The 21,682-nt window shown below is 59.7% G+C and carries 18 protein-coding genes; 3 read left to right on the top strand and 15 right to left on the bottom strand.

What is annotated here, in order from left to right:
• Positions 1–45 precede the first annotated feature (45 nt).
• The 3 genes from rpoD to rpsU form a co-directional block, all read right to left on the bottom strand.
• Positions 46–1,893, bottom strand: coding sequence for an RNA polymerase sigma factor RpoD (gene rpoD / locus PMI26_RS01765; RefSeq protein WP_007980239.1), 1,848 nt, complete (start codon positions 1,891–1,893; stop codon positions 46–48).
• A 67-nt stretch (positions 1,894–1,960) separates the two neighbouring features.
• Positions 1,961–3,928 (bottom strand): DNA primase, encoded by a 1,968-nt coding sequence (gene dnaG, locus PMI26_RS01770; RefSeq protein ID WP_007980233.1) that lies wholly within the window; start codon positions 3,926–3,928, stop codon positions 1,961–1,963.
• A gap of 480 nt (positions 3,929–4,408) precedes the next feature.
• Positions 4,409–4,624, bottom strand: a complete 216-nt coding sequence (gene rpsU, locus PMI26_RS31090; protein ID WP_002551877.1) for a 30S ribosomal protein S21 — start codon at positions 4,622–4,624, stop codon at positions 4,409–4,411.
• Between the two features lie 199 nt (positions 4,625–4,823).
• Between rpsU and tsaD the strand changes: the two genes are divergently transcribed.
• Positions 4,824–5,849: a tRNA (adenosine(37)-N6)-threonylcarbamoyltransferase complex transferase subunit TsaD gene (gene tsaD / locus PMI26_RS01775; RefSeq protein WP_007980230.1), complete on the top strand. Its 1,026-nt coding sequence runs from the start codon at positions 4,824–4,826 to the stop codon at positions 5,847–5,849.
• Between the two features lie 23 nt (positions 5,850–5,872).
• Here tsaD and plsY read toward each other — a convergent pair whose 3' ends face one another.
• On the bottom strand, positions 5,873–6,442 hold the full coding sequence (plsY, locus tag PMI26_RS01780; protein ID WP_007980227.1) for a glycerol-3-phosphate 1-O-acyltransferase PlsY: 570 nt from the start codon (positions 6,440–6,442) through the stop codon (positions 5,873–5,875).
• A 74-nt stretch (positions 6,443–6,516) separates the two neighbouring features.
• On the opposite strand from plsY, the gene folB reads away from it, so the two are divergent.
• Complete coding sequence (gene folB, locus PMI26_RS01785) at positions 6,517–6,873, top strand: dihydroneopterin aldolase (protein WP_007980224.1); 357 nt, start codon at positions 6,517–6,519, stop codon at positions 6,871–6,873.
• Positions 6,864–7,382, top strand: a complete 519-nt coding sequence (gene folK / locus PMI26_RS01790) for a 2-amino-4-hydroxy-6-hydroxymethyldihydropteridine diphosphokinase (RefSeq protein WP_007980222.1) — start codon at positions 6,864–6,866, stop codon at positions 7,380–7,382. The genes folB and folK overlap by 10 nt, the downstream gene beginning before the upstream one ends.
• An 89-nt stretch (positions 7,383–7,471) precedes the next feature.
• Here folK and PMI26_RS01795 read toward each other — a convergent pair whose 3' ends face one another.
• From PMI26_RS01795 to PMI26_RS01845, 11 genes are all read right to left on the bottom strand, one after another.
• Positions 7,472–8,695 (bottom strand): multifunctional CCA addition/repair protein, encoded by a 1,224-nt coding sequence (locus PMI26_RS01795; RefSeq protein WP_007980220.1) that lies wholly within the window; start codon positions 8,693–8,695, stop codon positions 7,472–7,474.
• A gap of 63 nt (positions 8,696–8,758) precedes the next feature.
• Positions 8,759–10,321 (bottom strand): SpoVR family protein, encoded by a 1,563-nt coding sequence (locus tag PMI26_RS01800; RefSeq protein WP_007980219.1) that lies wholly within the window; start codon positions 10,319–10,321, stop codon positions 8,759–8,761.
• On the bottom strand, positions 10,318–11,589 hold the full coding sequence (locus tag PMI26_RS01805) for a YeaH/YhbH family protein (RefSeq protein WP_007980218.1): 1,272 nt from the start codon (positions 11,587–11,589) through the stop codon (positions 10,318–10,320). Before PMI26_RS01805 ends, PMI26_RS01800 begins: the two co-directional genes overlap by 4 nt.
• 204 nt (positions 11,590–11,793) lie before the next feature.
• Positions 11,794–13,716 (bottom strand): PrkA family serine protein kinase, encoded by a 1,923-nt coding sequence (locus PMI26_RS01810; protein ID WP_007980217.1) that lies wholly within the window; start codon positions 13,714–13,716, stop codon positions 11,794–11,796.
• Positions 13,717–14,013: 297 nt separating this feature from the next.
• On the bottom strand, positions 14,014–14,343 hold the full coding sequence (glpE, locus tag PMI26_RS01815) for a thiosulfate sulfurtransferase GlpE (RefSeq protein ID WP_007980216.1): 330 nt from the start codon (positions 14,341–14,343) through the stop codon (positions 14,014–14,016).
• A 33-nt stretch (positions 14,344–14,376) separates the two neighbouring features.
• Complete coding sequence (locus PMI26_RS01820; protein ID WP_007980215.1) at positions 14,377–15,258, bottom strand: symmetrical bis(5'-nucleosyl)-tetraphosphatase; 882 nt, start codon at positions 15,256–15,258, stop codon at positions 14,377–14,379.
• Positions 15,258–15,638 carry a Co2+/Mg2+ efflux protein ApaG gene (gene apaG, locus PMI26_RS01825; RefSeq protein ID WP_007980214.1) on the bottom strand — a complete coding sequence of 127 codons (381 nt, stop codon included), beginning with the start codon at positions 15,636–15,638 and terminating at the stop codon, positions 15,258–15,260. The genes PMI26_RS01820 and apaG overlap by 1 nt, the downstream gene beginning before the upstream one ends.
• 115 nt (positions 15,639–15,753) lie before the next feature.
• A complete protein-coding gene (gene rsmA / locus PMI26_RS01830) occupies positions 15,754–16,572 on the bottom strand; it encodes a 16S rRNA (adenine(1518)-N(6)/adenine(1519)-N(6))-dimethyltransferase RsmA (protein WP_007980213.1) in 819 nt (272 codons plus the stop codon).
• Positions 16,569–17,558, bottom strand: a complete 990-nt coding sequence (gene pdxA / locus PMI26_RS01835) for a 4-hydroxythreonine-4-phosphate dehydrogenase PdxA (RefSeq protein ID WP_007980212.1) — start codon at positions 17,556–17,558, stop codon at positions 16,569–16,571. The genes rsmA and pdxA overlap by 4 nt, the downstream gene beginning before the upstream one ends.
• Complete coding sequence (gene surA, locus PMI26_RS01840; RefSeq protein WP_007980211.1) at positions 17,555–18,877, bottom strand: peptidylprolyl isomerase SurA; 1,323 nt, start codon at positions 18,875–18,877, stop codon at positions 17,555–17,557. The genes pdxA and surA overlap by 4 nt, the downstream gene beginning before the upstream one ends.
• The gene (locus PMI26_RS01845) at positions 18,852–21,662 is read right to left on the bottom strand and encodes an LPS-assembly protein LptD (protein ID WP_007980210.1); all 2,811 of its coding nucleotides are present in this window, start codon (positions 21,660–21,662) and stop codon (positions 18,852–18,854) included. Before PMI26_RS01845 ends, surA begins: the two co-directional genes overlap by 26 nt.
• Positions 21,663–21,682: the final 20 nt, after the last annotated feature.

Below are 21,682 nucleotides of genomic sequence, written 5' to 3'. Positions count from 1 at the left end.
TCTGCCATAAAACAAAACCCCCGGCCTGGGCCGGGGGTTTTGTGATTACTCGTCGAGGAAGGAGCGCAGATGCTCGCTTCTCGTCGGGTGGCGCAGCTTGCGCAGCGCCTTGGCTTCGATCTGACGAATCCGCTCACGGGTCACGTCAAACTGCTTACCAACCTCTTCGAGGGTGTGGTCGGTATTCATGTCGATACCGAAGCGCATGCGCAGTACCTTGGCTTCACGGGCAGTGAGGCCGGACAGCACTTCGCGAGTCGCTTCTTTCAGGCTCTCAACGGTTGCAACATCGATTGGCGACTGCATGGTCGAGTCTTCGATGAAGTCACCCAGATGGGAGTCTTCGTCATCACCGATCGGCGTTTCCATGGAGATCGGCTCTTTAGCGATCTTCAATACCTTGCGGATCTTGTCCTCAGGCATTTCCATGCGTTCGCCCAGCTCTTCCGGGGTCGGTTCGCGACCCATTTCCTGCAACATCTGCCGGGAAATGCGGTTGAGCTTGTTGATCGTCTCGATCATGTGCACCGGAATACGGATGGTGCGGGCCTGGTCGGCGATCGAGCGAGTGATCGCCTGACGGATCCACCAGGTGGCATAAGTCGAGAACTTGTAGCCGCGGCGGTATTCGAACTTGTCTACCGCTTTCATCAAGCCGATGTTGCCTTCCTGGATCAGATCGAGGAATTGCAGGCCACGGTTGGTGTACTTCTTGGCGATCGAGATCACCAGGCGCAAGTTGGCTTCAACCATCTCTTTCTTCGCGCGGCGGGCCTTGGCCTCACCGATCGACATGCGACGGTTGATGTCCTTGATCTCGGCGATGGTCAAACCGGTTTCGGTTTCCAGCGCGGTCAGCTTCTGCTGGCAACGGACGATGTCCGGCTGCAGGCGACCAATGGCTTCAGCGTATTTGCTTTTGCCTTTGGCCAGGGCGTCACTCCAGCTTTCGTCGACTTCGTTGCCCGGGAACTGGCGCAGGAAGTCTGCACGCGGCATGCGCGCATCACGAACGCAGAGCTGCATGATTGCACGCTCTTGCTGACGCAGGCGATCCAGGGCACTGCGAACACGCTCGACCAGGGCTTCGAATTGCTTCGGTACCAGTTTGATCGGCATGAACAGGTCGGCCAGGGCCAGCAACTCGGCAATCGCTGCCTTGTTGTGACGACCGTGCTTTTTCAGCGCCTTGCGGGTGATTTCCATCTGATCGGCCACAGCGCCAAAACGCTGGGCGGCGATGATCGGATCCGGACCGCTTTCGGCTTCTTCCTCGTCATCCGAGGCTTCACCGTCTTCGTCGTCGGTGTCGTCATCCGCCTTGACGGCTTTCGCGTCAATCGGTGGCGGCACTTCTGCCGCAGGCGGCGCGATGCCGTCGTCCGGGTCGATATAACCGCTCAGGACGTCGGACAGGCGGCCACCTTCGGTGGTGACGCGGGTGTACTCGGAGAGAATATGATCAACCGTGCCAGGGAAGTGCGCGATGGCGCTCATCACCTCACGGATGCCCTCTTCAATACGCTTGGCGATTTCAATTTCGCCTTCACGCGTGAGGAGCTCCACCGTACCCATTTCGCGCATGTACATGCGCACCGGGTCGGTAGTGCGACCAATGTCGGTCTCGACCGCAGCCAACGCTGCAGCGGCCTCTTCGGCTGCGGCTTCGTCGGTATCGGCGTCGGCCAGCATAAGGGAATCCTTATCTGGCGCAACCTCGAATACGTTGATCCCCATGTCATTGATCATGCGGATGATGTCTTCCACCTGTTCCGGATCTGAAATATCCTCCGGCAGGTGGTCGTTGACCTCCGCGTAAGTCAGGTAGCCCTGCTCACGACCAAGTGTGATCAACTCTTTGATACGAGACTGCTGTTGCGCTTTTCCGGACATAACACCCTATCCACTGAAGGTCTTGGCGGGCAAAAAACAAGCCGAGGATTATACCTGAGCTATGACCTCACGCGCCAGTTGAGGTCGGGTTTGATGCGGAAACATTGCGACTTAAAAGGTCGCGCAGTTGGTTTTTCTCTTCGGTACTCAATTCACTTTGACGTGCTTTTCGAAGAAGTTGTTCCAGGTTTCGCTCGCGTTGGCGGGCTGACAAGCTAGTAATGGTGTCGAAAAACTGTTGTTCAAGGTTGTCTCCATCAATCAGCCATTCCTTTTCCGCCAGGGCCTTGAGCAAGCGGCCCTGCTCTGTGCCGTGCCAGCGGGCAATCAGCTGAATTGAGTTTAGCTTGGGATTCTTCTGCACGGCTTCGAGCAGCGCCACCAGCAATTGTGTGTTGGTGTGATCCTCGGCGGCGAAGTGCCCGGCGTCCTCGACTTTCTCGGCCAGTTGCGGGTGATGCAGCAGCGTGCGCAAGGCGGCGAGGGTCGGCGGTTCTACGGCGGCGGGCACTCGTGGCGCGCGGGGTTGGTCGCGATCACCGCCCCGTTTGCCATTCTTGTCCCACGGTTTCTTGTCCCATTTCTTGCCTCCTGCACCGGGTTTCTTTGGCGTCCATTCCTGCTGCGGCACATACATGTCCTGTGCCTGCGGCTGATGATAGTCGCTGTAATCGGGCATCGCGTCGTAATCGATGCCCGGATCGTAGGCCGGCGGTGCTTCCTGCGGGGCGCTTTGTGCCAGCTGGCTCACCGCTTCGCCGCTCAGGCCGGTGATTTCGCTCAGGCGCTGACGCATCAGGGTGCGCAGGTTGGCGCCCGGGACTTTGTCGATCAGCGGTGCGGCGAGGGTGGCCATGTGGGCCTTGCCTTCGAGCGAGCGCGGGTCGGCTTCTTCCGTCAATTGCTGGAAGAAGTAATCGGCCAGAGGTTGTGCGTGCTGGTTGATCCGTGCGCGGAAGGCGTCGGTGCCTTCGGAGCGGACCAGGGTGTCCGGATCCTCGCCCTCGGGCAGGAACAAAAAACGTGCACGACGACCGTCCTGCAAGCTCGAAAGTGTCGCCTCCAGTGCCCGCCAGGCCGCATTGCGACCGGCCTGATCGCCGTCGAAGCAGAACAGTACGCTGGGCACGACGCGAAACAGCCGCTTGAGGTGCTCTTCGCTGGTGGCGGTACCCAGGGTCGCGACGGCATTGCGCAGGCCTTGCTGGGCCAGGGCGATGACGTCCATGTAGCCCTCGACGACGATGATCTCGTCGAGGTTGCGGTTGGTCTTGCGCGCTTCGTACAGGCCGTAGAGTTCCTGGCCCTTATGGAATACCGGGGTTTCCGGGGAGTTCAGGTACTTCGGCTTGTCGTCGCCCAATACCCGGCCGCCAAAGGCGATGACACGCCCGCGGCTGTCGCGGATCGGGAACATCACTCGGTCGCGGAAGCGGTCGTAACGTTTGCCGCTTTCGGCGTTTTCGATCAGCAGGCCGGCATCGATCATGGCTTTTTGTTGCAGGGTATCGCTGCTCAAGTGCTTGAACAGGTTGTCCCAGCCAGGCGGTGCAAAGCCCAGGCCGAAGTCCCGGGCGATTTCGCCGGTCAGCCCGCGACCTTTCAGGTAGTCCACGGCGGCCTTGCGTGATGGATGGCTTTTCAAGGCCTGACGATAAAAGTCCGCGGCGGCGCTGAGCAGCGGATACAGCGGCGAATCGGTCGGCTGCCGCGGCTTGTGCGGGCGGCCGCTTTCTTCGCGGGGGATTTCCATGCCGGCGGCTTTGGCCAGTTCTTCGACTGCCTGGACGAAATCCAGGTTGTCGTGGTCCATGATGAAGCCGAGGGCGTTGCCGCCAGCGCCGCAGCCGAAGCAGTAATAGAACTGCTTGTCGGGGCTGACGCTGAACGAGGGCGTCTTTTCCTTGTGGAACGGGCAGCAGGCGGTGTGGTTCTTGCCGGCCTTTTTCAATTGCAGGCGCGAGCTGACCACATCGACGATGTCGGTGCGGTTCAGAAGGTCGTCAATGAAGCTCTGGGGAATTAGCCCGGCCATGGCGTTCTCGTCATCTGCGCTGAAAGGAGCCCGAAACGTACGGCGACCGAACGCGGGCATTGATTGAAACGCGCAAAGTGTGCGGCTCGACCAGTGTCGTCTGCGTAATCGCTGTCGGGAAGTGTATCTGCCGAAAATCCACTGACGTTAATGCCAATCAGTATTCGACTGTTTGAATGTGTTGCGCTGAATCCGCTGCGGCCAATCACGGGCCTCGGATAGCTCATCATTCGGCACGCAAGCAGGTGCCTTGGGCTGATCGTCGTGAGAGGAATCAGTGGGTGTGCTCGTCAGTAGCCTTGAAAGGCTCGTCAGAAAAGACGTGCACCGCTGGCAAAAAAGCCAGGTCTGACGCGGTGAAGCAGATTTGTCTCGGTCGCGTCTGCGGCTTCGACAGTGAAGCATCAAGCGTTTTACGCAAATGCCATAAGCCCGGCTGAGGGCCGGGCTTGGCAGAAGCTTGCTACGGTCGTCTGTGTATTAGTACAGACGAACGGCGCGGCGCTGTTCGCGCTGAACTTTCTTGGCGTGACGCTTAACAGCAGCAGCTGCTTTGCGCTTACGCTCAGAAGTTGGCTTCTCGTAAAATTCGCGGCTACGAACTTCAGCCAGTACACCGGCTTTTTCGCAGGAGCGCTTGAAACGACGCAGAGCTACGTCGAAGGGTTCGTTCTCTTTTACTTTGACGGCTGGCATCCAGAGCTACCTTCATTCATTACCGGGGTCAACATCCTCGCGGCAAAAGAGCACTTGAAGACGTCGGTTTTTAAGGGTTGCGGATGTTAACCCCTCATCGCTCGGAATGCAAAGCCTCTGATCGAAAACCGCTGGTCGGGGCATCCCGCGACGACTATTATGCGCGCCTTCGAATTCAGCCTAAACAAGGCGCAAACCCATGCTAGTACTGGGATTAGAAACCTCCTGCGACGAAACCGGCGTCGCATTATATGACAGTGAACGCGGGCTGTTGGCCGATGCGCTTTTCAGTCAGATCGACCTGCACCGCGCCTATGGTGGCGTGGTGCCGGAGCTGGCCTCGCGCGATCACGTCAAGCGCATGCTGCCCTTGATTCGTCAGGTGTTGGCCGAGGCCGACTGCGTGCCGACCGAGATCGACGCCATCGCCTATACCGCGGGTCCTGGCCTGGTCGGCGCCTTGCTGGTGGGGGCTTCCTGCGCCCAGGCGCTGGCCTTTGCCTGGGGCATTCCGGCCCTCGGCGTACACCACATGGAAGGCCACTTGCTGGCACCGATGCTGGAGTCGCAACCGCCGGAATTCCCGTTCGTCGCTTTGTTGGTCTCCGGTGGTCATACGCAGCTGGTTCAGGTCGACGGAATTGGTCAGTACAGGCTCCTGGGCGAGACCCTGGATGATGCGGCCGGCGAAGCTTTCGACAAGACGGCCAAGATGATGGGTCTCAATTATCCGGGCGGACCGGAGATCGCTCGCCTTGCAGAGCAGGGTGTTGCAGGGCGTTTCGTCTTCCCGCGTCCGATGTGCGACCGCCCGGGCCTGGATTTCAGCTTCAGTGGCCTGAAAACCTTTGCGTTGAATACCTGGCAACAATGCGTCAGTGCCGGGGACGACGGCGAGCAAGCCCAATGCGACATCGCACTGGCGTTCCAGCAGGCCGTGGTGGAGACTTTGACCATCAAGTGCAAGCGTGCCCTTAAAGCCGCCGGCATGAAGCGCCTGGTGATCGCCGGGGGCGTCAGTGCCAACAAGGCGTTACGCGTTTCTCTGGAGAAAATGCTCGGCGATATGAAGGGCGATGTGTTTTATGCCCGTCCGCAGTTCTGTACCGATAACGGTGCGATGATCGCCTTTGCCGGCTGCCAGCGCTTGCAGGCCGGTCAGCAGGAAAGCCTGGCGATCAGCGTGCAGGCACGCTGGCCGATGGAGCAGTTGTCGGCGTTGTGATGAGCGGCGTTCATGTCCGGCCGCTAGAAATGCCGTTCGCGCCCGGCAAACAGGTCGCGTAGATTGCCGCGATGGCGCCAGACGATCAGCCCGGTGAGCGTGCTCATGGGCAGCAGGGCCGCCGGTTCTTGCCAGGCCAGCAAAGGCAGGGTCAGCGGCGTGGCGATCAGGGCGGCCAGGGAGCTGGTGCGGGTCAGGTAGAACGTCAGGAGCCAGGCGCAGACCGCCAGGAGGGCGGCGGGCGGGTACAGGCCCAGCAGCATGCCGGCAGCGGTGGCGACACCCTTGCCGCCGCGAAAGCGGAAGTACAGCGGAAACAGGTGGCCGATGACGGCATAGACGCCGATCCAGGCTTGCTCCTGCTGCGAAAGGTCCGCAAGACGCGCTATCAGTACCGGCAGCAGGCCTTTGCAAAGGTCGCCGAGCAGGGTCAGGATGGCGAGTTTCTTGCCGGCCAGGCGCAACATGTTGGTGGCGCCGGCATTGCCCGAGCCACTCATTCGCGGATCGGGGTTACCGGTCAGGCGGCTGAGCAAAATGGCAAAGGACAGAGAGCCGAGCAGGTAGGCGAGGATCGCCAATAACCAAAACATGCTAACTATTCCGGGCGAGGAAGCCCTGATTCTAACGGCGCATTGCGCCCTTGTCGTGTAGCGGAGAGAAGTGCTTGGACAGAGTGTTTATCGAGGGCCTGGAAGTCGACACGGTGATTGGTGCCTACGACTGGGAGCGAGGCATCCGACAGTGCTTGCGTCTTGACCTGAGCTTCGCCTGGGACAATCGCCCGGCCGCAGCCGGTGATGACCTGACCCTGGCGCTCGACTACGCCAGTGTTTCTTCGCGCATCCAGGCGTTTGCCGAGCAGGCGCAATACCAACTGGTCGAGACCTTTGCCGAGCGTCTGGTTGAAGTGCTGATGAGCGAATTCAAGATCACCTGGGTGCGTCTGAAGTTGACCAAGCCCGGCGCGGTCCCGGCTGCCACCGGTGGTGTGGGCGTGGAGATCGAGCGCGGATGTCGCTGACTCAGGTGTACCTCGGGCTCGGTAGCAATATCGAGCGTGAAACCCATTTGCGGGCGGGGCTCGATGCATTGGTGGCGTTCCTTGTCGATATCCGCTGTTCGGCAGTGTTCGAAAGCCAGCCGGTGGGCATCAAGAGCGGTCCGTTCTTCAATTTCGTGGTGTCGGCGTATACCGATCTGCCACTGATGGAGCTTGATCGACGGCTGAAGTTCATTGAGGCGGATAACGGTCGTTACGCACCGGATCGCCGAGGTTTGCCGCTGGATATCGACGTGTTGTTGTTCGGAGACCTGGTGGGCAACTTCGATGGCCTGATCTTGCCGCGGGCAGAAATCCTGAAAAATGCTTTTGTTCTGTGGCCGTTGTCGTTGATCGCGCCAGATAGACTGCATCCAGGTGTAGGCAAAAGTTTTGCGACTTTGTGGGGCGAAGCTCAGATCGATCAGGTCTTGGCGCCGGTGGCATTCGAGTGGCGCGGCGAACAGCTGACCCCTTCGAATTTGTTGTAAGGCAAAAGATCGCAGCCTTCGGCAGCTCCTACAGAGGATTGATGTGCACCCTGTAGGAGCTGCCGAAGGCTGCGATCTTTTGATCTTGCCTAGACTTGTTCCTTGTAGGCCTTCAACGCCTTGAGCCGCTCACGCTTGATCGCCTCGCCCAGCTCCGGCCCCTTGAACCCCTTCTCCAGCAACGGCTGAACCGCAACGGTTCGCGCCGCAGTCGCCGCCCCGCGCAGATAATCCGCCTGTGGATAACTTCTCTCTTCCAGCCCCTCACGTCCGCGCGCATCCATCTCGCATGCCGCGATGAACTCCTCGAACCGTTGTGGCCGACGATAAACGTCGAAGCTTTGCAACAGTTCCAGCAATGTCGATGGCTTCAGCTCAAGGGCGCGATGCCCGTGGGTGTGGTACTCGCCCACCAGCATTGCCAGTTCCTGGCAGTCTCTCGGCGCCTTGAAGCGTTCGTTGACCGCTTTGATCAGCTTCAGGCCCTTGAACTCGTGGGCAATGTGCCGCGGCCACTCCTCCTCTGGCGTCAGGCCCTTGCCCAGATCGTGCAGCAGGCAGGCCCAGCGCACGGTCAGCGGCTGTTTGTACAGTGCTGCTTGCTGCAACACGCTCAGGGTATGGGCGCCAGTATCGATTTCCGGGTGGTGGGCCGGAGGCTGCGGGACGCCGAACAGTGCGTCGACCTCCGGCATCAGTACCTTGAGTGCGCCGCATGCGCGCAACACCTCGATAAACACCTGCGGCTGATCTTCCATCAGGGCGCGGGAGATTTCCTTCCAGCTGCGCTCGGGAGTCAGCGCTTCAAGCTCGCCTGACTCGCTGAGTTGACGCATCAGTTCCAGGGTTTCCGGGGCAACGGTAAAACCCAGTGCGGCATATCGTGCAGCAAAGCGGGCAACGCGCAGGACCCTGAGCGGATCCTCGGCAAACGCCGGGGAAACATGGCGCAGCAGGCGCGCTTCGAGATCTCGCTGGCCGTGGTAGGGGTCCGTCAGGTTCTGCTGATCGTCTTCGGCCATGGCGTTGATGGTGAGGTCGCGACGGATCAGGTCTTCTTCGAGGGTGACTTCAGGGCTGGCGTGAAACGTGAACCCGCCGTAACCGCGCCCGCTTTTGCGCTCGGTGCGGGCGAGGGCGTATTCCTCTCCGCTTTTTGGATGAAGGAACACCGGGAAATCCGCGCCCACCGGGCGAAAGCCCTTGGCGAGCATTTCTTCGGTGGTGGCGCCGACCACAACCCAGTCGATATCGGTGACCGGTATACCCAGCAGGCGATCACGTACCGCGCCGCCGACTTTATAAATACGCATAAAAAACCTCCGTTAGCTCGACAGGATAACCCTTGCATCGAGCTTTCGGAGGCGCAAAGCGGATCAAAGATGGATGACAGCCAGGTCCAGTCGACCGTAATCACCTTCACTGTGCTCGTTTCGGGGCGGCACATGGTGGGTTTTCATCACGGTGTCTCCTTGCAGGGTTTCCAGGTGAATGTCGAAACCCCAGAGGCGGTGCAGGTGTTTGAGTACTTCTTCGGTCGAATCGCCCAACGGTTTGCGGTCGTGTTGCTGGTGACGCAGGGTCAGGGAACGGTCGCCACGGCGGTCGATGCTATAGATCTGCACGTTAGGCTCGCGATTGCCCAGGTTGTACTGTGCCGCGAGGGTTTCACGGATGATGCGGTAGCCACCTTCGTCGTGAATGGCGGGCACCAGCAGGTCGTCCTTCTGGTCGTCATCGAGAATGCTGAACAGCTTGAGGTCGCGGATCACCTTGGGCGACAGGTACTGCAGGATGAAGCTCTCATCCTTGAAGCTGCTCATGGCGAACTTGATGGCTGCCAGCCAGTCGGTACCGGCGATGTCAGGGAACCAGCGGCGATCTTCTTCCGTGGGTTCTTCGCACATGCGACGGATGTCACGGTACATGGCAAATCCCAGGGCGTAAGGGTTGATGCCGCTGTAGTAGGGGCTGTCGAAGCCAGGCTGGAACACCACGCTGGTGTGGGACGTCAGGAACTCCATCATGAAGCCGTCGGTGACCAGGCCCTCGTCGTACAGATCGTTCATCAGGGTGTAGTGCCAGAAGGTGGCCCAACCTTCGTTCATCACCTGGGTCTGGCGCTGTGGATAAAAATACTGGGCGATCTTGCGCACGATGCGCACGATTTCCCGCTGCCAGGGTTCCAGCAGCGGCGCATGTTTTTCGATGAAGTACAGGATGTTTTCCTGAGGTTCGGCGGGGAAGCGCGCGTTGTCCTTGTCGCTGTACTTGTCCGCGCCTTTGGGAATGGTGCGCCACAGATCGTTGATCTGTTTCTGCAAATGCTCCTCCCGGTCCTTTTGCCGGCGGCGCTCTTCTTCCGCGGAAATCGGATAGGGGCGTTTGTAGCGGTCGACGCCATAGTTCATCAGTGCATGGCAGGAGTCGAGCAGGTCCTCGACTGCGTCGATGCCGTGGCGCTCCTCGCATTGCATGATGTACTGCTTGGCAAACACCAGGTAATCGATGATCGAGCTGGCATCGGTCCAGGTGCGGAACAGGTAATTGCCTTTGAAAAAGCTGTTGTGCCCGTAGCAGGCATGGGCCACCACCAGCGCCTGCATGCAGATGGTGTTTTCTTCCATCAGGTAGGCGATGCACGGGTCTGAGTTGATCACGATCTCGTACGCCAGCCCCATCTGGCCGCGAGTGTAGGATTTTTCAGTGCTGAGGAAGTGCTTGCCGTAGGACCAGTGGTGATAACCCAGAGGCATACCGACGGAGGCGTAGGCATCCATCATCTGCTCGGCGGTGATCACTTCGATCTGGTTCGGGTACGTATCGAGGGCGTAACCCGCCGCAATGCGACTGATTTCTCGGTCGTACGCCTGGATCAGCTCGAACGTCCATTCGGAGCCGGTGGAAATGGGTTGGCGCTTCTGCTCTTTGGCGGTCATGTCACTAACCTGCGCTGGAAGAGTTCACGGAAGACCGGATAGATATCCCCGGCCGAGACCAGTTGTTGCTGGGCAAACGTGTCGGAAAAGGCTTCGGCGATGCGCTCGTATTCGAACCAAAGGGCCTGGTGTTCGCGCGGGGTGATCTCAACGTAAGTGTAGTACTGCACGAATGGCATGATCTGGTTGATCAGGATGTCGCGGCAGATCGGGGAATCGTCGTTCCAGTTGTCACCATCGGAGGCCTGTGCGGCGTAAATGTTCCACTCGTTACTCGGGTAGCGCTCGGCCATGATCTCCTGCATCAGTTTCAGGGCGCTGGAGACAATGGTGCCGCCGGTTTCCCGGGAGTAGAAAAACTCTTCTTCATCCACTTCGCGGGCACTGGTGTGATGGCGGATGAACACGACGTCGATCTTGTCGTAGTTACGCTTGAGAAACAGGTACAGCAGGATAAAGAAGCGCTTGGCGATGTCCTTGGTCGCCTGGGTCATCGAGCCGGACACGTCCATCAGGCAGAACATTACGGCCTTGGAACTGGGGTTGGGCTGCTTGATGAGCAGGTTGTACTTGAGGTCGAACGTGTCGAGAAACGGCACACGGTGAATGCGCGCGCTGAGTTTTTCGATTTCAGCTTCGATTTCCTGAATATCGCCGAAGTTGTCCGGTTCTTCCTGCTTGAGTCGCAGAAGTTCTTCCTTGGCCTCGCGCAGTTTTGCCCGGCTGCTGCCGGACAGGGCGATGCGTCGGGCGTGGGCTGAGCGCAGGGTGCGGATGATGTTGATCCGCGACGGGTTGCCCTCGTTGCTGATCCCTGCCCGTACGGTCTTGAAGGTGTCGGTGCCGGTCAGGTTGCGTTTGACCAGGTTGGGCAGTTCCAGATCCTCGAACATGAATTCGAGGAACTCTTCCTGGGTGATCTGGAAGACGAATTCGTCCATCCCTTCACCGGAATTGCCGGCCTTGCCGGGACCTCGGCCGCCACCGCCTCCTGGTGGGCGGGCGATATGTTCGCCACTGGTGAACTCCTTGTTGCCCGGGTGCACGACCGTCTGCTTGCCACCGCGACCGTGGTGAAGCACCGGCTCGTCGATGTCGCGGCCGGGAATGCTGATTTGTTCGCCGTGTTCCATATCGGTAATGGAGCGCCGGCTGACCGCCTCTTCGACAGCCTTTTTAATGTGATCACGGTAGCGCCGCAGAAACCGCTGGCGGTTCACCGTGCTCTTGTTCTTGCCATTGAGACGTCGGTCGATCACATAGCTCATGACTGCTCCTTAGAAGCTGTCCTGAAAGGGGCGAGCGGTGATACAGCATCGAACCGAGAGCCGAGGGATATTGAACGCTCCCCCAAGCGCCTTGGATGCTGCCTGAACTCGCTACCGACTTTCGAACACCTTCCAGAGGCCTGTGTAACAGAAAAAGCGCACACAGGTCTCTGGCTGACGACAACCGGTCTGACCGGCAGCGGGTTATTGTGATTTTCTGACCCGCAGGTACCACTCGGACAGCAGTCGTACCTGTTTGTCGGTGTAGCCCCGCTCGACCATCCGTGTGACGAAGTCGTTGTGTTTTTGCTGGTCCTCCTTGCTGGCCTTGGCGTTGAAGCTGATGACCGGTAGCAGGTCCTCGGTGTTGGAGAACATTTTCTTCTCGATGACCACCCGCAGTTTTTCGTAGCTGAGCCAGGTCGGGTTCTTGCCGTTGTTGTTGGCCCGGGCACGCAGGACGAAGTTGACGATTTCGTTGCGGAAATCCTTCGGATTGCTGATGCCGGCCGGTTTTTCGATTTTCTCCAGCTCTTCGTTCAGGGCTACGCGGTTGAGGATTTCGCCGGTTTCCGGGTCGCGGTATTCCTGGTCCTGGATCCAGAAGTCGGCGTACAGCACGTAGCGATCGAAGATGTTCTGGCCGTACTCGCTGTAGGACTCGAGGTAGGCAGTCTGGATCTCCTTGCCGATGAATTCGATGTAGCGCGGTGCCAGGTACTCCTTGAGGAAGCGCAGATAGCGTTCGCGGGTCTCGGCCTGGAACTGTTCCTGTTCGATCTGTTGTTCCAGCACATAGAGCAGATGTACCGGGTTGGCGGCAATTTCGTGCGGGTCGAAGTTGAATACCTTCGACAGGATCTTGAACGCGAAGCGGGTCGACAGACCGTTCATGCCTTCGTCGACACCGGCGTTGTCGCGGTATTCCTGAATCGACTTGGCTTTCGGATCGGTGTCCTTGAGGTTCTCGCCGTCGTACACGCGCATCTTCGAATAGATGTTGGAGTTTTCCGGCTCTTTGAGACGCGAGAGCACGGTGAACTGGGCCAGCATCTTCAGGGTGTCCGGCGCGCAATGCGCCTTGGCCAGCGAACTGTTGAACAGCAGCTTGTCGTAGATCTTCACTTCGTCACTGACCCGCAGGCAGTACGGCACTTTGACGATGTAGATCCGGTCGATGAAGGCTTCGTTGTTCTTGTTGTTGCGGAAGGTGTGCCACTCCGATTCGTTGGAGTGCGCCAGCAGGATCCCGGTGAACGGAATCGCGCCAAGGCCTTCGGTACTGTTGTAGTTGCCTTCCTGGGTGGCGGTCAGCAACGGGTGCAGCACCTTGATCGGTGCCTTGAACATTTCGACGAATTCCATCAGGCCCTGGTTGGCCCGGCAGAGGGCGCCCGAATAGCTGTAGGCGTCGGCGTCGTTTTGTGGGAACTCCTCCAGTTTGCGGATATCGACCTTGCCCACCAGTGCCGAAATGTCCTGGTTGTTTTCGTCACCAGGCTCGGTCTTGGCCACGGCGATCTGGTTGAGGATCGACGGGTAGAGTTTCACCACGCGGAACTGGCTGATGTCGCCACCGAATTCGGCCAGGCGCTTGGTCGCCCATGGCGACATGATGGTGTTGAGGTAGCGCCGTGGAATGCCGAAGTCTTCCTCGAGGATCGCTCCATCTTCAGTGGAGTTGAACAGACCCAGGGGCGACTCGAAAACCGGCGAGCCCTTGATCGCGTAGAAGGGCACTTTTTCCATCAGCTGCTTGAGCTTCTCGGCCAGGGACGATTTACCGCCACCGACAGGGCCGAGCAGGTACAGGATCTGTTTCTTCTCTTCCAGGCCCTGAGCGGCGTGGCGGAAATACGACACGATCTGGTCGATGCATTCTTCCATCCCGTGGAAGTCTTCAAAGGCCGGATAGCGGCGGATGACCTTGTTGGAGAAGATGCGCGAAAGCCTCGAGTTGGTCGAGGTGTCGAGCAGTTCCGGTTCACCGATGGCCAGCAGCAGACGCTCGGCGGCGGAAACGTAGGCGCTGCGGTCTTTTTTGCACAGCTCAAGATACTCTTGCAGTGAGAGTTCTTCCTGGCGTGTGGACTCGAAGCGTTGTTGGAAGTGGCTAAAGATACTCATGACGTCACCTCGCTCGATACGTGGAGCCGACGCCGGATCACTCAGTCGATGCTGGCAGCAACCGAACAGGCGATTGCTGTTTACCCCCCAGAACTCTCCCGGAGCTGACGACTCCGAAAGCTACTCCCGATGACCCGTGCGCCGGTGTACCGGCTCTCCCCTGTTTTGGATGGCCTGGGCTTAAGGATAGTTGGGAATTCGAGAGGTAAAGGCGAGATACGTAATTAGTTGTGGCAGACCGTTCGTCTGCCACCGCGCTAGCCCGCGGGAGCCGGGGCCTGCAACGTTACAAAAAAATTATTCGGACGTGCCTTGCGCCGTTTCCGCCGGATAGGTCGTACGCCACAACTCGAATCCGCCATCCATGCTGTAGACGTCGGAGAAGCCCTGGCTGATCAGGTAGGCGGCCGCACCCTGGCTGGAATTGCCGTGATAGCAGACCACCACGGTCGGCGCATCGAGGTCGGCGCCCTGGATGAAAGCGTGCAGGGAATGATTGTCCAGATGCTTCGAGCCTGCGATATGCAGGGCGGCAAAAGTGGCCGGGTCGCGGACGTCGACCACCACTGCGCCTTTTTCGCGCAGGGCCTGGGCCTGTTCCGGGGGGATACGTTTGAATTCGCTCATGGCGGGCTCCTGTGGCTCGGCAGAATGGGCAGTCTAGCGCGGTGCGCTGGCTGGCGATGTTTGGGGAATGGATGAGGCGACTGGCGGTACGGCATGGCCGTGTTCGTCGCATTTGCAGGACAGGCGCTCAAAGCTGTCGACGTTCATCAGGGTCAGGGCGCCGCCCCAGACGCAACCGGTGTCGAGGGCCGAGATGCCAGGCTCATTGATATTGCCTTCCAGTGCCGCCCAGTGGCCGAAGATGATCTTCAGGCCCTTGGTCTTGCGTTCCTTGTGCTGGAACCAGGGTTTGTAGCCGGGTGGTGCGGTACCGAGGCCTTCCTTGCTCTTGAGGTCGAGTTTGCCTTCGGCGGTGCAAAAACGCATGCGGGTGAAATAGTTGGTGATCACCCGCAGGCGCGTCACGCCTTTGAGGTCATTGTCCCATTTCGCCGGATCGTTGCCGTACATGCCATCGAGGTAGGGCGGCAGCAGGTTGTCGTCACGCAAGGCGGTCTCGACTTCGGCGGCACACTTCAAGGCTTTGCGCAGCGACCACTGGGGTGGGATGCCGGCATGGACCAGTGCCATGTTGCGCTGTTCGTCGTAGTGCATGAGCTTTTGCTGGCGCAGCCATTCGAGCAGCTCGGCGCTATCCGGCGCTTCAATGATCTCGTGCAGGGTGTCGGCCTTCTTCAGGCGTTCGATGTTGCGCCCGGCCGCCAGCAGGTGCAGGTCGTGGTTGCCGAGCACGCACACCAGCGATTCGCGGATGCTATAGAGGAAGCGCAGGGTTTCCAGCGACTGCGGGCCGCGGTTGACCAGGTCGCCCACCAGCCACAGGCGATCGCGTTGAGGGTCGAACGCCACTTGTTTGAGCAGGCATTGCAGGGCCTGAAGGCAGCCTTGCAGGTCGCCGACGGCGTAGGTTGCCATCAGTGCAGGGCTCCCGGCACCGCCAGGCGGAAGGGCGCGATGATGGCATCGAAATGTTTGCCGTCGTCGGAAAGCATCTGATAGGTGCCTTGCATGGTGCCGACCTTGGTGGTCATCACCGTGCCGCTGCTGTAGGTGTGGCTCTTGCCCGGGTCGATCAGCGGCTGCTGGCCTACCACGCCTGCGCCGCGGACTTCTTCGACATGCCCGTCACCATCGGTGATGACCCAGTGCCGTGAAAGCAGTTTGGCGGGCATTTCGCCATTGTTTTGCACGGTAATGGTGTAGGCGAAGGCAAAACGGTCGTGCTCGGGTTGCGATTGTTCTGCCAGATAGCGGGTGACGACGCTGACGTCGACCTGATAACGAGGATCGGACATGCAAGGGGCCTTAAAAACGAAGCGGGACGCGGGGCGTAGCTGATGGGGTTCAGTCTAGGCCAAGTATCGGGTAGTAGACCAGAGTGGCGTCCTACCCGATAGCGCTCATCGCCTGTCAGTTCGCGGCAGGCTTTTGTGGCGCTTGCTCGCTGAGCTTGTCAGCCAGGCGCACGAAGGCGGCCAGGTCGAGCTGCTCGGGACGCAGGCTGCCATCGACGCCGGCGGCTTCGATTTCGGCATTGCTCAGCAGCAGCTTGAGGGTGTTGCGCAGGGTCTTGCGGCGCTGGTTGAACGCTTCGCGCACGACGCGCTCCAGCAGGCGGTGATCCTTGGCCGGGTGCGGCAGTACCGCGTGGGGTACCAGGCGCACGATGGCCGAATCGACTTTCGGTGGCGGGTTGAACGCGCCCGGGCCGACGTTGAACAGGTGCTCGACCCGGCAATGGTACTGAACCATGATCGACAGACGGCCCCAGTCACCACCACCCGGGCCGGCAGCCAGGCGCTCGACCACTTCCTTTTGCAGCATGAAGTGCATGTCGCGGATCAGGTGCGAGTTGTGCAGCAGGTGAAAAATCAGCGGCGTGGAGATGTTGTATGGCAGGTTGCCGACCACTCGCAGGCTGCCTGGCGCGGCATTCAGGCTGTTGAAGTCGAACTTCAGTGCATCGCCCTGATGCAGGTTGAAGTTGCTCTTGCCGGCAAACTGCTGGTTGAGGATCGGGATCAGGTCCTTGTCCAGTTCCACCACGTCGAGTTGCGCGCCGCTGCTGAGCAAACCTTGGGTCAGTGCGCCCTGGCCTGGGCCGATTTCCAGCAGGCGGTCTTCTGCCTTGGCATGGATGGAGCGCAGGATGCGGTCGATAACGCCGGCATCGTGCAGGAAGTTCTGGCCAAAGCGTTTGCGCGCCTTGTGTTGGTATTGCTCGGTCATAAACGGGTCTCGGCCATCTGGTAGGCGGTTTCCAGGGCGACTTGCAGGCTGCCGGTGTCGATCTTGCCGCTGCCGGCCAGATCCAGGGCGGTGCCGTGGTCGACCGAGGTGCGGATGATCGGCAAGCCGAGGGTCACGTTGACTGCCGCGCCGAAGCCTTTGTACTTCAGCACCGGCAGGCCCTGGTCGTGGTACATCGCCAGCACCGCATCGCAGTGCTCCAGATATTTGGGGGTAAACAGAGTGTCGGCGGGCAGGGGGCCGCGAAGGTCCATGCCCTCGCCGCGCAGGCGCTCTAATGTGGGTTCGATGATATCGATTTCTTCATGGCCCAGGTGTCCGCCTTCACCGGCATGCGGGTTGAGTCCGCAGACCAGGATGCGCGGCCGGGCGATGCCGAACTTGTTTTGCAGGTCGGCGTGCAGGATTCGCGTGACGCGTTCCAGGCGCTCCGGCGTGATGGCATCGGCAATCTCGCGAAGGGGCAGGTGAGTGGTCACCAGGGCCACGCGCAAGCCACGAGTGGCCAGCATCATCACCACTTGCGCGGTGTGGGTCAGGTCGGCAAGGAATTCCGTGTGCCCGGAAAAGGCGATGCCGGATTCGTTGATGACGCCTTTGTGCACAGGCGCGGTGATCATGCCGGCAAAATCCCCGCTGAGGCAGCCTTGGCCGGCCCGGGTCAGGGTTTCCAGGACGAACGCGGCGTTGGCCTTGTCCAGTTGTCCGGCGATGACCTTGGCGTTGAGCGGTGTGTCCCAGACATACAGGCTGTTGGCTGGCGCGGGTGCATCCGGCCAGTTGTCCGGGGTGACCGGCAGCAAGTCGACCGCCACGCCCAGTTGCGCGGCCCGCTCGATGAGCAGGTCGCGGCTGGTAATGGCAATCAGGGGATGGGGCTGGGCTTGCGAGGCAAGCAGCAGGCACAGGTCAGGACCTATGCCGGCTGGTTCACCGGGTGTCAGCGCGAAACGTTGGAGTTTCACTGGGCTGCCTGGTCGGCGCCAGGGAGTTTGATTTCCACGTACGCCTCGTCACGGATCTGACGCAGCCAGGTTTGCAGCTCTTCGTCGTATTTGCGGTTACGCAAAACGGTCATGGCTTGCTGCTCGCGAGCCTGGCTGGTGCTGTCGGTGGCGCGACGGCCCAGGACTTCCAGCACATGCCAGCCGTATTGAGTCTGGAACGGCTTGGACAGCTGACCTTGCGGGGTCTTGGCCATCACTTCGCGGAACTCGGGCACCAGCGCGTTCGGGTCGATCCAGTTCAGGTCGCCGCCGTTGAGGGCGGAACCCGGGTCTTCCGAGTAGTTTTTCGCCAGCTCACCGAAGTCTTCGCCAGCCTCGATACGGCTGTAGAGCGATTCGGCCAGGGCCTTGGTTTTCGCTGCGTCGCGGATCGGGCTCGGCTTGACCAGGATGTGGCGTACATGCACTTCGTCGCGCATCTGCGTCTCGCCGCCACGCTTGTCGAGGATCTTCAGGATGATGAAGCCGCCCGGGGTACGCATTGGCTGGGTGACATCACCCACCGGCATGGTGCTCAGCAGGCGATCGAACGGCGGAGGCAATTGAGCTGCTTTACGCCAGCCCATGTCACCACCTTCCAGGGCGGTTTCGCTGGCGGATTTGGCGATTGCCAACTGACTGAAGTCAGCGCCTTGCTTGAGCTGCTGGTAAATCGCATCGGCCTGTTTGGCGGCACTCTGAATCGCTTCGGAGTTGGCGCTTTCCGGCGTAGGAATCAGGATGTTGGCCAGGTGGAACTCTTCGGACAGCTGCATTTTGCCCAGGTCGGACGCCAGGAAGTTCTTCACTTCCTGCTCGGAGACCTGAATGCGTTCGGCGACCCGACGCTGGCGCACGCGGCTGATGACCATTTCGCGGCGAATCTGCTCGCGTGCGTCGTCGTAGGACAGACCGTCGCGAGTCAGGGCGGCGCGGAACTGCTCGATCGACATGTTGTTGCGCTGGGCAATGGTGCCCACGGCCTGGTTCAGCTCTTCATCGGTAATGCGGATGCCGGAACGCTCGCCGATCTGCAATTGCAGGTTTTCGACGATCAGGCGCTCAAGTACCTGCTGCTCCAGCACGCTGGCCGGCGGTACGGCAGAACCACGCTTGGCAATGGTTTGCTGAACTTCATGGACGCGTCGGTCCAGTTGGCTCTGCATGACCACGTCGTTGTCGACGATGGCCACCACTTTATCGATGGACTGCACGGCGGCACTGGCCGCCGTACTCAGGAACAGCGCGCCCAGCATCAGCGGGCGCAGACAATCAGAAAGCTTGGTCTTCACGTTCACGATAACCTTGAATGCCTTTGTCGAGGAAGCTCTCTGCCTTGGCGCCGGTGAGGCCGCCGAGTCCCTTCAGAACAATTTGGAGGAAGACGCCATGGTCGCCTTTTTCGTTTTCCGGTGCCTGCTGGCTGAACTCGTCGTAATCAACGAAGTAACGGTTGATCAGGCGCAGTTTCCAGCAGCAGCTGTCGTACTCGAAGCCACCGAAGGCTTCCAGGGTACGGTTGCGGTTGTAGTCATACTGCCAGCGGCTGATAGCGCTCCATTGCGGCACGATCGGCCAGATCACCGAGAAGTCGTGCTGTTCGATCTTGTAGTAGTCCTTCACGAAGCCAGGCTGGCCTTCGGTGCCGTAGTTGCCGCCGAACTGCCATTGACCGGTGTTCTGGTTGTAGATCACCTGGTCGTTACGATAGCGATAGCCAAGGTTGACGATCTTGTTCGGGTTGTCCTCAGGCTGGTAGTGGAACATCGCGCTGCCCGAGCGAGGGCTGCGGCTGTCCGGGTCCCAGTTGTAGTCGGCCGTGGTGCGCCAGTCGCGGTTCCAGCGATATTCGTATTCCAGCGCATAAGGCGAAACATTCGAATGTGCATCGGCGCGGGTTTTTGGGTCGATACCTGGCAACTGAACTTCGCGGTCCTTGAAGTACAAGGCCTGGCCGACACTGATGCGTTGACGCTCGAAACCGTTGTCTTCGATCCAGCGGCTGGTCAGGCCCAGGGACAGTTTGTTCTCGTCGCCGACACGGTCGGAGCCGGAGAAACGGTTGTCACGGAACAGCGACGCAAAGTTGAAGGTGTATTCGCTGGTGTCGAATACCGGAATGTCTTCCTGGTCGACCTCAGGCACGTACAGGTAGAACAGGCGCGGCTCCAGGGTCTGGCGGTAGTTCTTGCCGAAATACTGGGTATTGCGATCGAAGTACAGGCCGCTGTCGATGCTGGCGATCGGCACGCCGCGGTTCTGGTTGCTGTCGAACTGACCGTTGAAATTTTTAGTCCCGTTGTTAGCTGCGTTTTGATTTTGCTGTGCGATTTGAGTTTTGCCGGTACCGTCCAGATCCAGTTGGTACTGGGTGTACTGGTACTTGAGCTTCGGTGTCAGGAAGCCGTACGTCGTGTTCATCGGCAGGCTCATGGCGGGCGCGAGATTCAGGCGGTCGCCATTGGCGCGAGCCAGACCTTGAATGTTGTTATCAATACGGGGAGAGCCGACGCCATCTTCGTCAAAGTAGGTCCCGCTCTGCAGATTCCGGTCAAACCGCACGAGTTCGGTGTTGTACGTGAAATCCAGGCCTTCCGGATGGTATGGCAGCATACCGTCGAGGGTGAGCTGCGGCAGGCGGTCGTACGGGGTAATGTTCGATACGCTCGCCAGCTGGTATGCCTGGGCGTTCGCGCGAGCGGTATAACCCTCGCCGCGATAGGTCACGGAACCCTGCTGGTTCACGTAATCGTTGCTTTTCACGCCAATCTGGTCGGTCTGCAGATCCTGGAAGTAATACGGATCGCTGATCTTGGTGTAGTCGACTTGCGTGAGTACTCGCGAGTCGAGGCCACCCTTGTGCTGCCAGTTGTACATGTAGCGGGTTTTTTCGGCGTCGGACTGCTTGTCGCGCTCGTTGCTTTCGTCGTTGAGGTACGCCGCACCGAACTGGCCTTCGCTGGACTTGGTCAGGTAGCGGAACTCGCCTTCCATCAACAAGCCGTGCTTTTCCATGTAGCGCGGGTACAACGTGGCATCGTAGTTCGGCGCCAGGTTGAAGTAGTACGGGGTGACCAGCATGAAGCCGGTATCGCTGCCGGTGCCGATGGTCGGCGGCAGGAAGCCGGACTGGCGACGGTCGTCGATCGGGAAATAGATGTACGGCGTGTACAGGACCGGAATGTCCTTGACCCGCAGCGTCACGTTGGTCGCCGTACCGAAGCCGGTGGCCGGGTTCAGGGTGATGTTGTTGCCCTTGAGCTGCCAGGCGTTGCTGTTCGGTTCGCACGTGGTGTACGTACCATCCTTGAGGCGGATGATCGCGTTCTCGGCACGTTTGGCGTACAGCGCATTACCGCGAATGCGAGACTTATGCATCACGTATTCGGCGTTGTCGACCTTGGCTTCACCGGTGTCGAGCTGCACGTCGGCGTGGTCGCCCACGATCAGCGCGCCATTGTCGCGAATGCGCACGTTGCCATTCAGGTCGCCACGGCTCTCGGCCTGGTACAGGTTGGCTTCGTCGGCTTCGACCTGCATGCTGCCCTGGCGCATGACGACGTCGCCGGCCAGGGTCGCGACCTGTTCATCCTGCTTATAGCGGGAGGCTTTTGCGCCGATAAAGGTAGGCGCGTCACTTTTATCCGTCTTGTCATTCATGCCAGGACGAATCGGTTCGATATAGGAACCAGAGCAATAAGGACCGGTTTCAGCCAATTGTGCGGCGGTGAGCTGCTCGCGGGGAACCCAGTCAAGGTGACTGTAGTCTTCGCTACGCGACTTCAGGCCTCGGCCTTTGGATTCGGTGACCAGCACCGGCTTGGCGCCAGTGTCTTCACTGGAACCGCTCTCGGCCGGGGCTTCGCCGGAGGCGGAAACTGCGCTGCCGTCATGGACGGGACGCGGTGGCAATGCAGCCGCCGGCGTCTTTGGTGCGCAGTCCCAGGAACCCGAAGCAGAGACTGAGCAGTCAAACTGTTCCGCGGCGACCACGTAGGAAGTGGCAAGGGGTTGCAGCGCCAGCAAACTGCCGGTAACCAACAACGGAAATTTTTTACGAAACGCGGGGGATTTCAATGCCATCTTATTAGTCCGGGCTTCCT

This window comes from Pseudomonas sp. GM33 (genome assembly GCF_000282295.1).
Taxonomy (GTDB): Bacteria; Pseudomonadota; Gammaproteobacteria; order Pseudomonadales; family Pseudomonadaceae; genus Aquipseudomonas; species Aquipseudomonas laurylsulfatiphila.
This window is presented reverse-complemented; position numbering and strand designations above follow the sequence as displayed.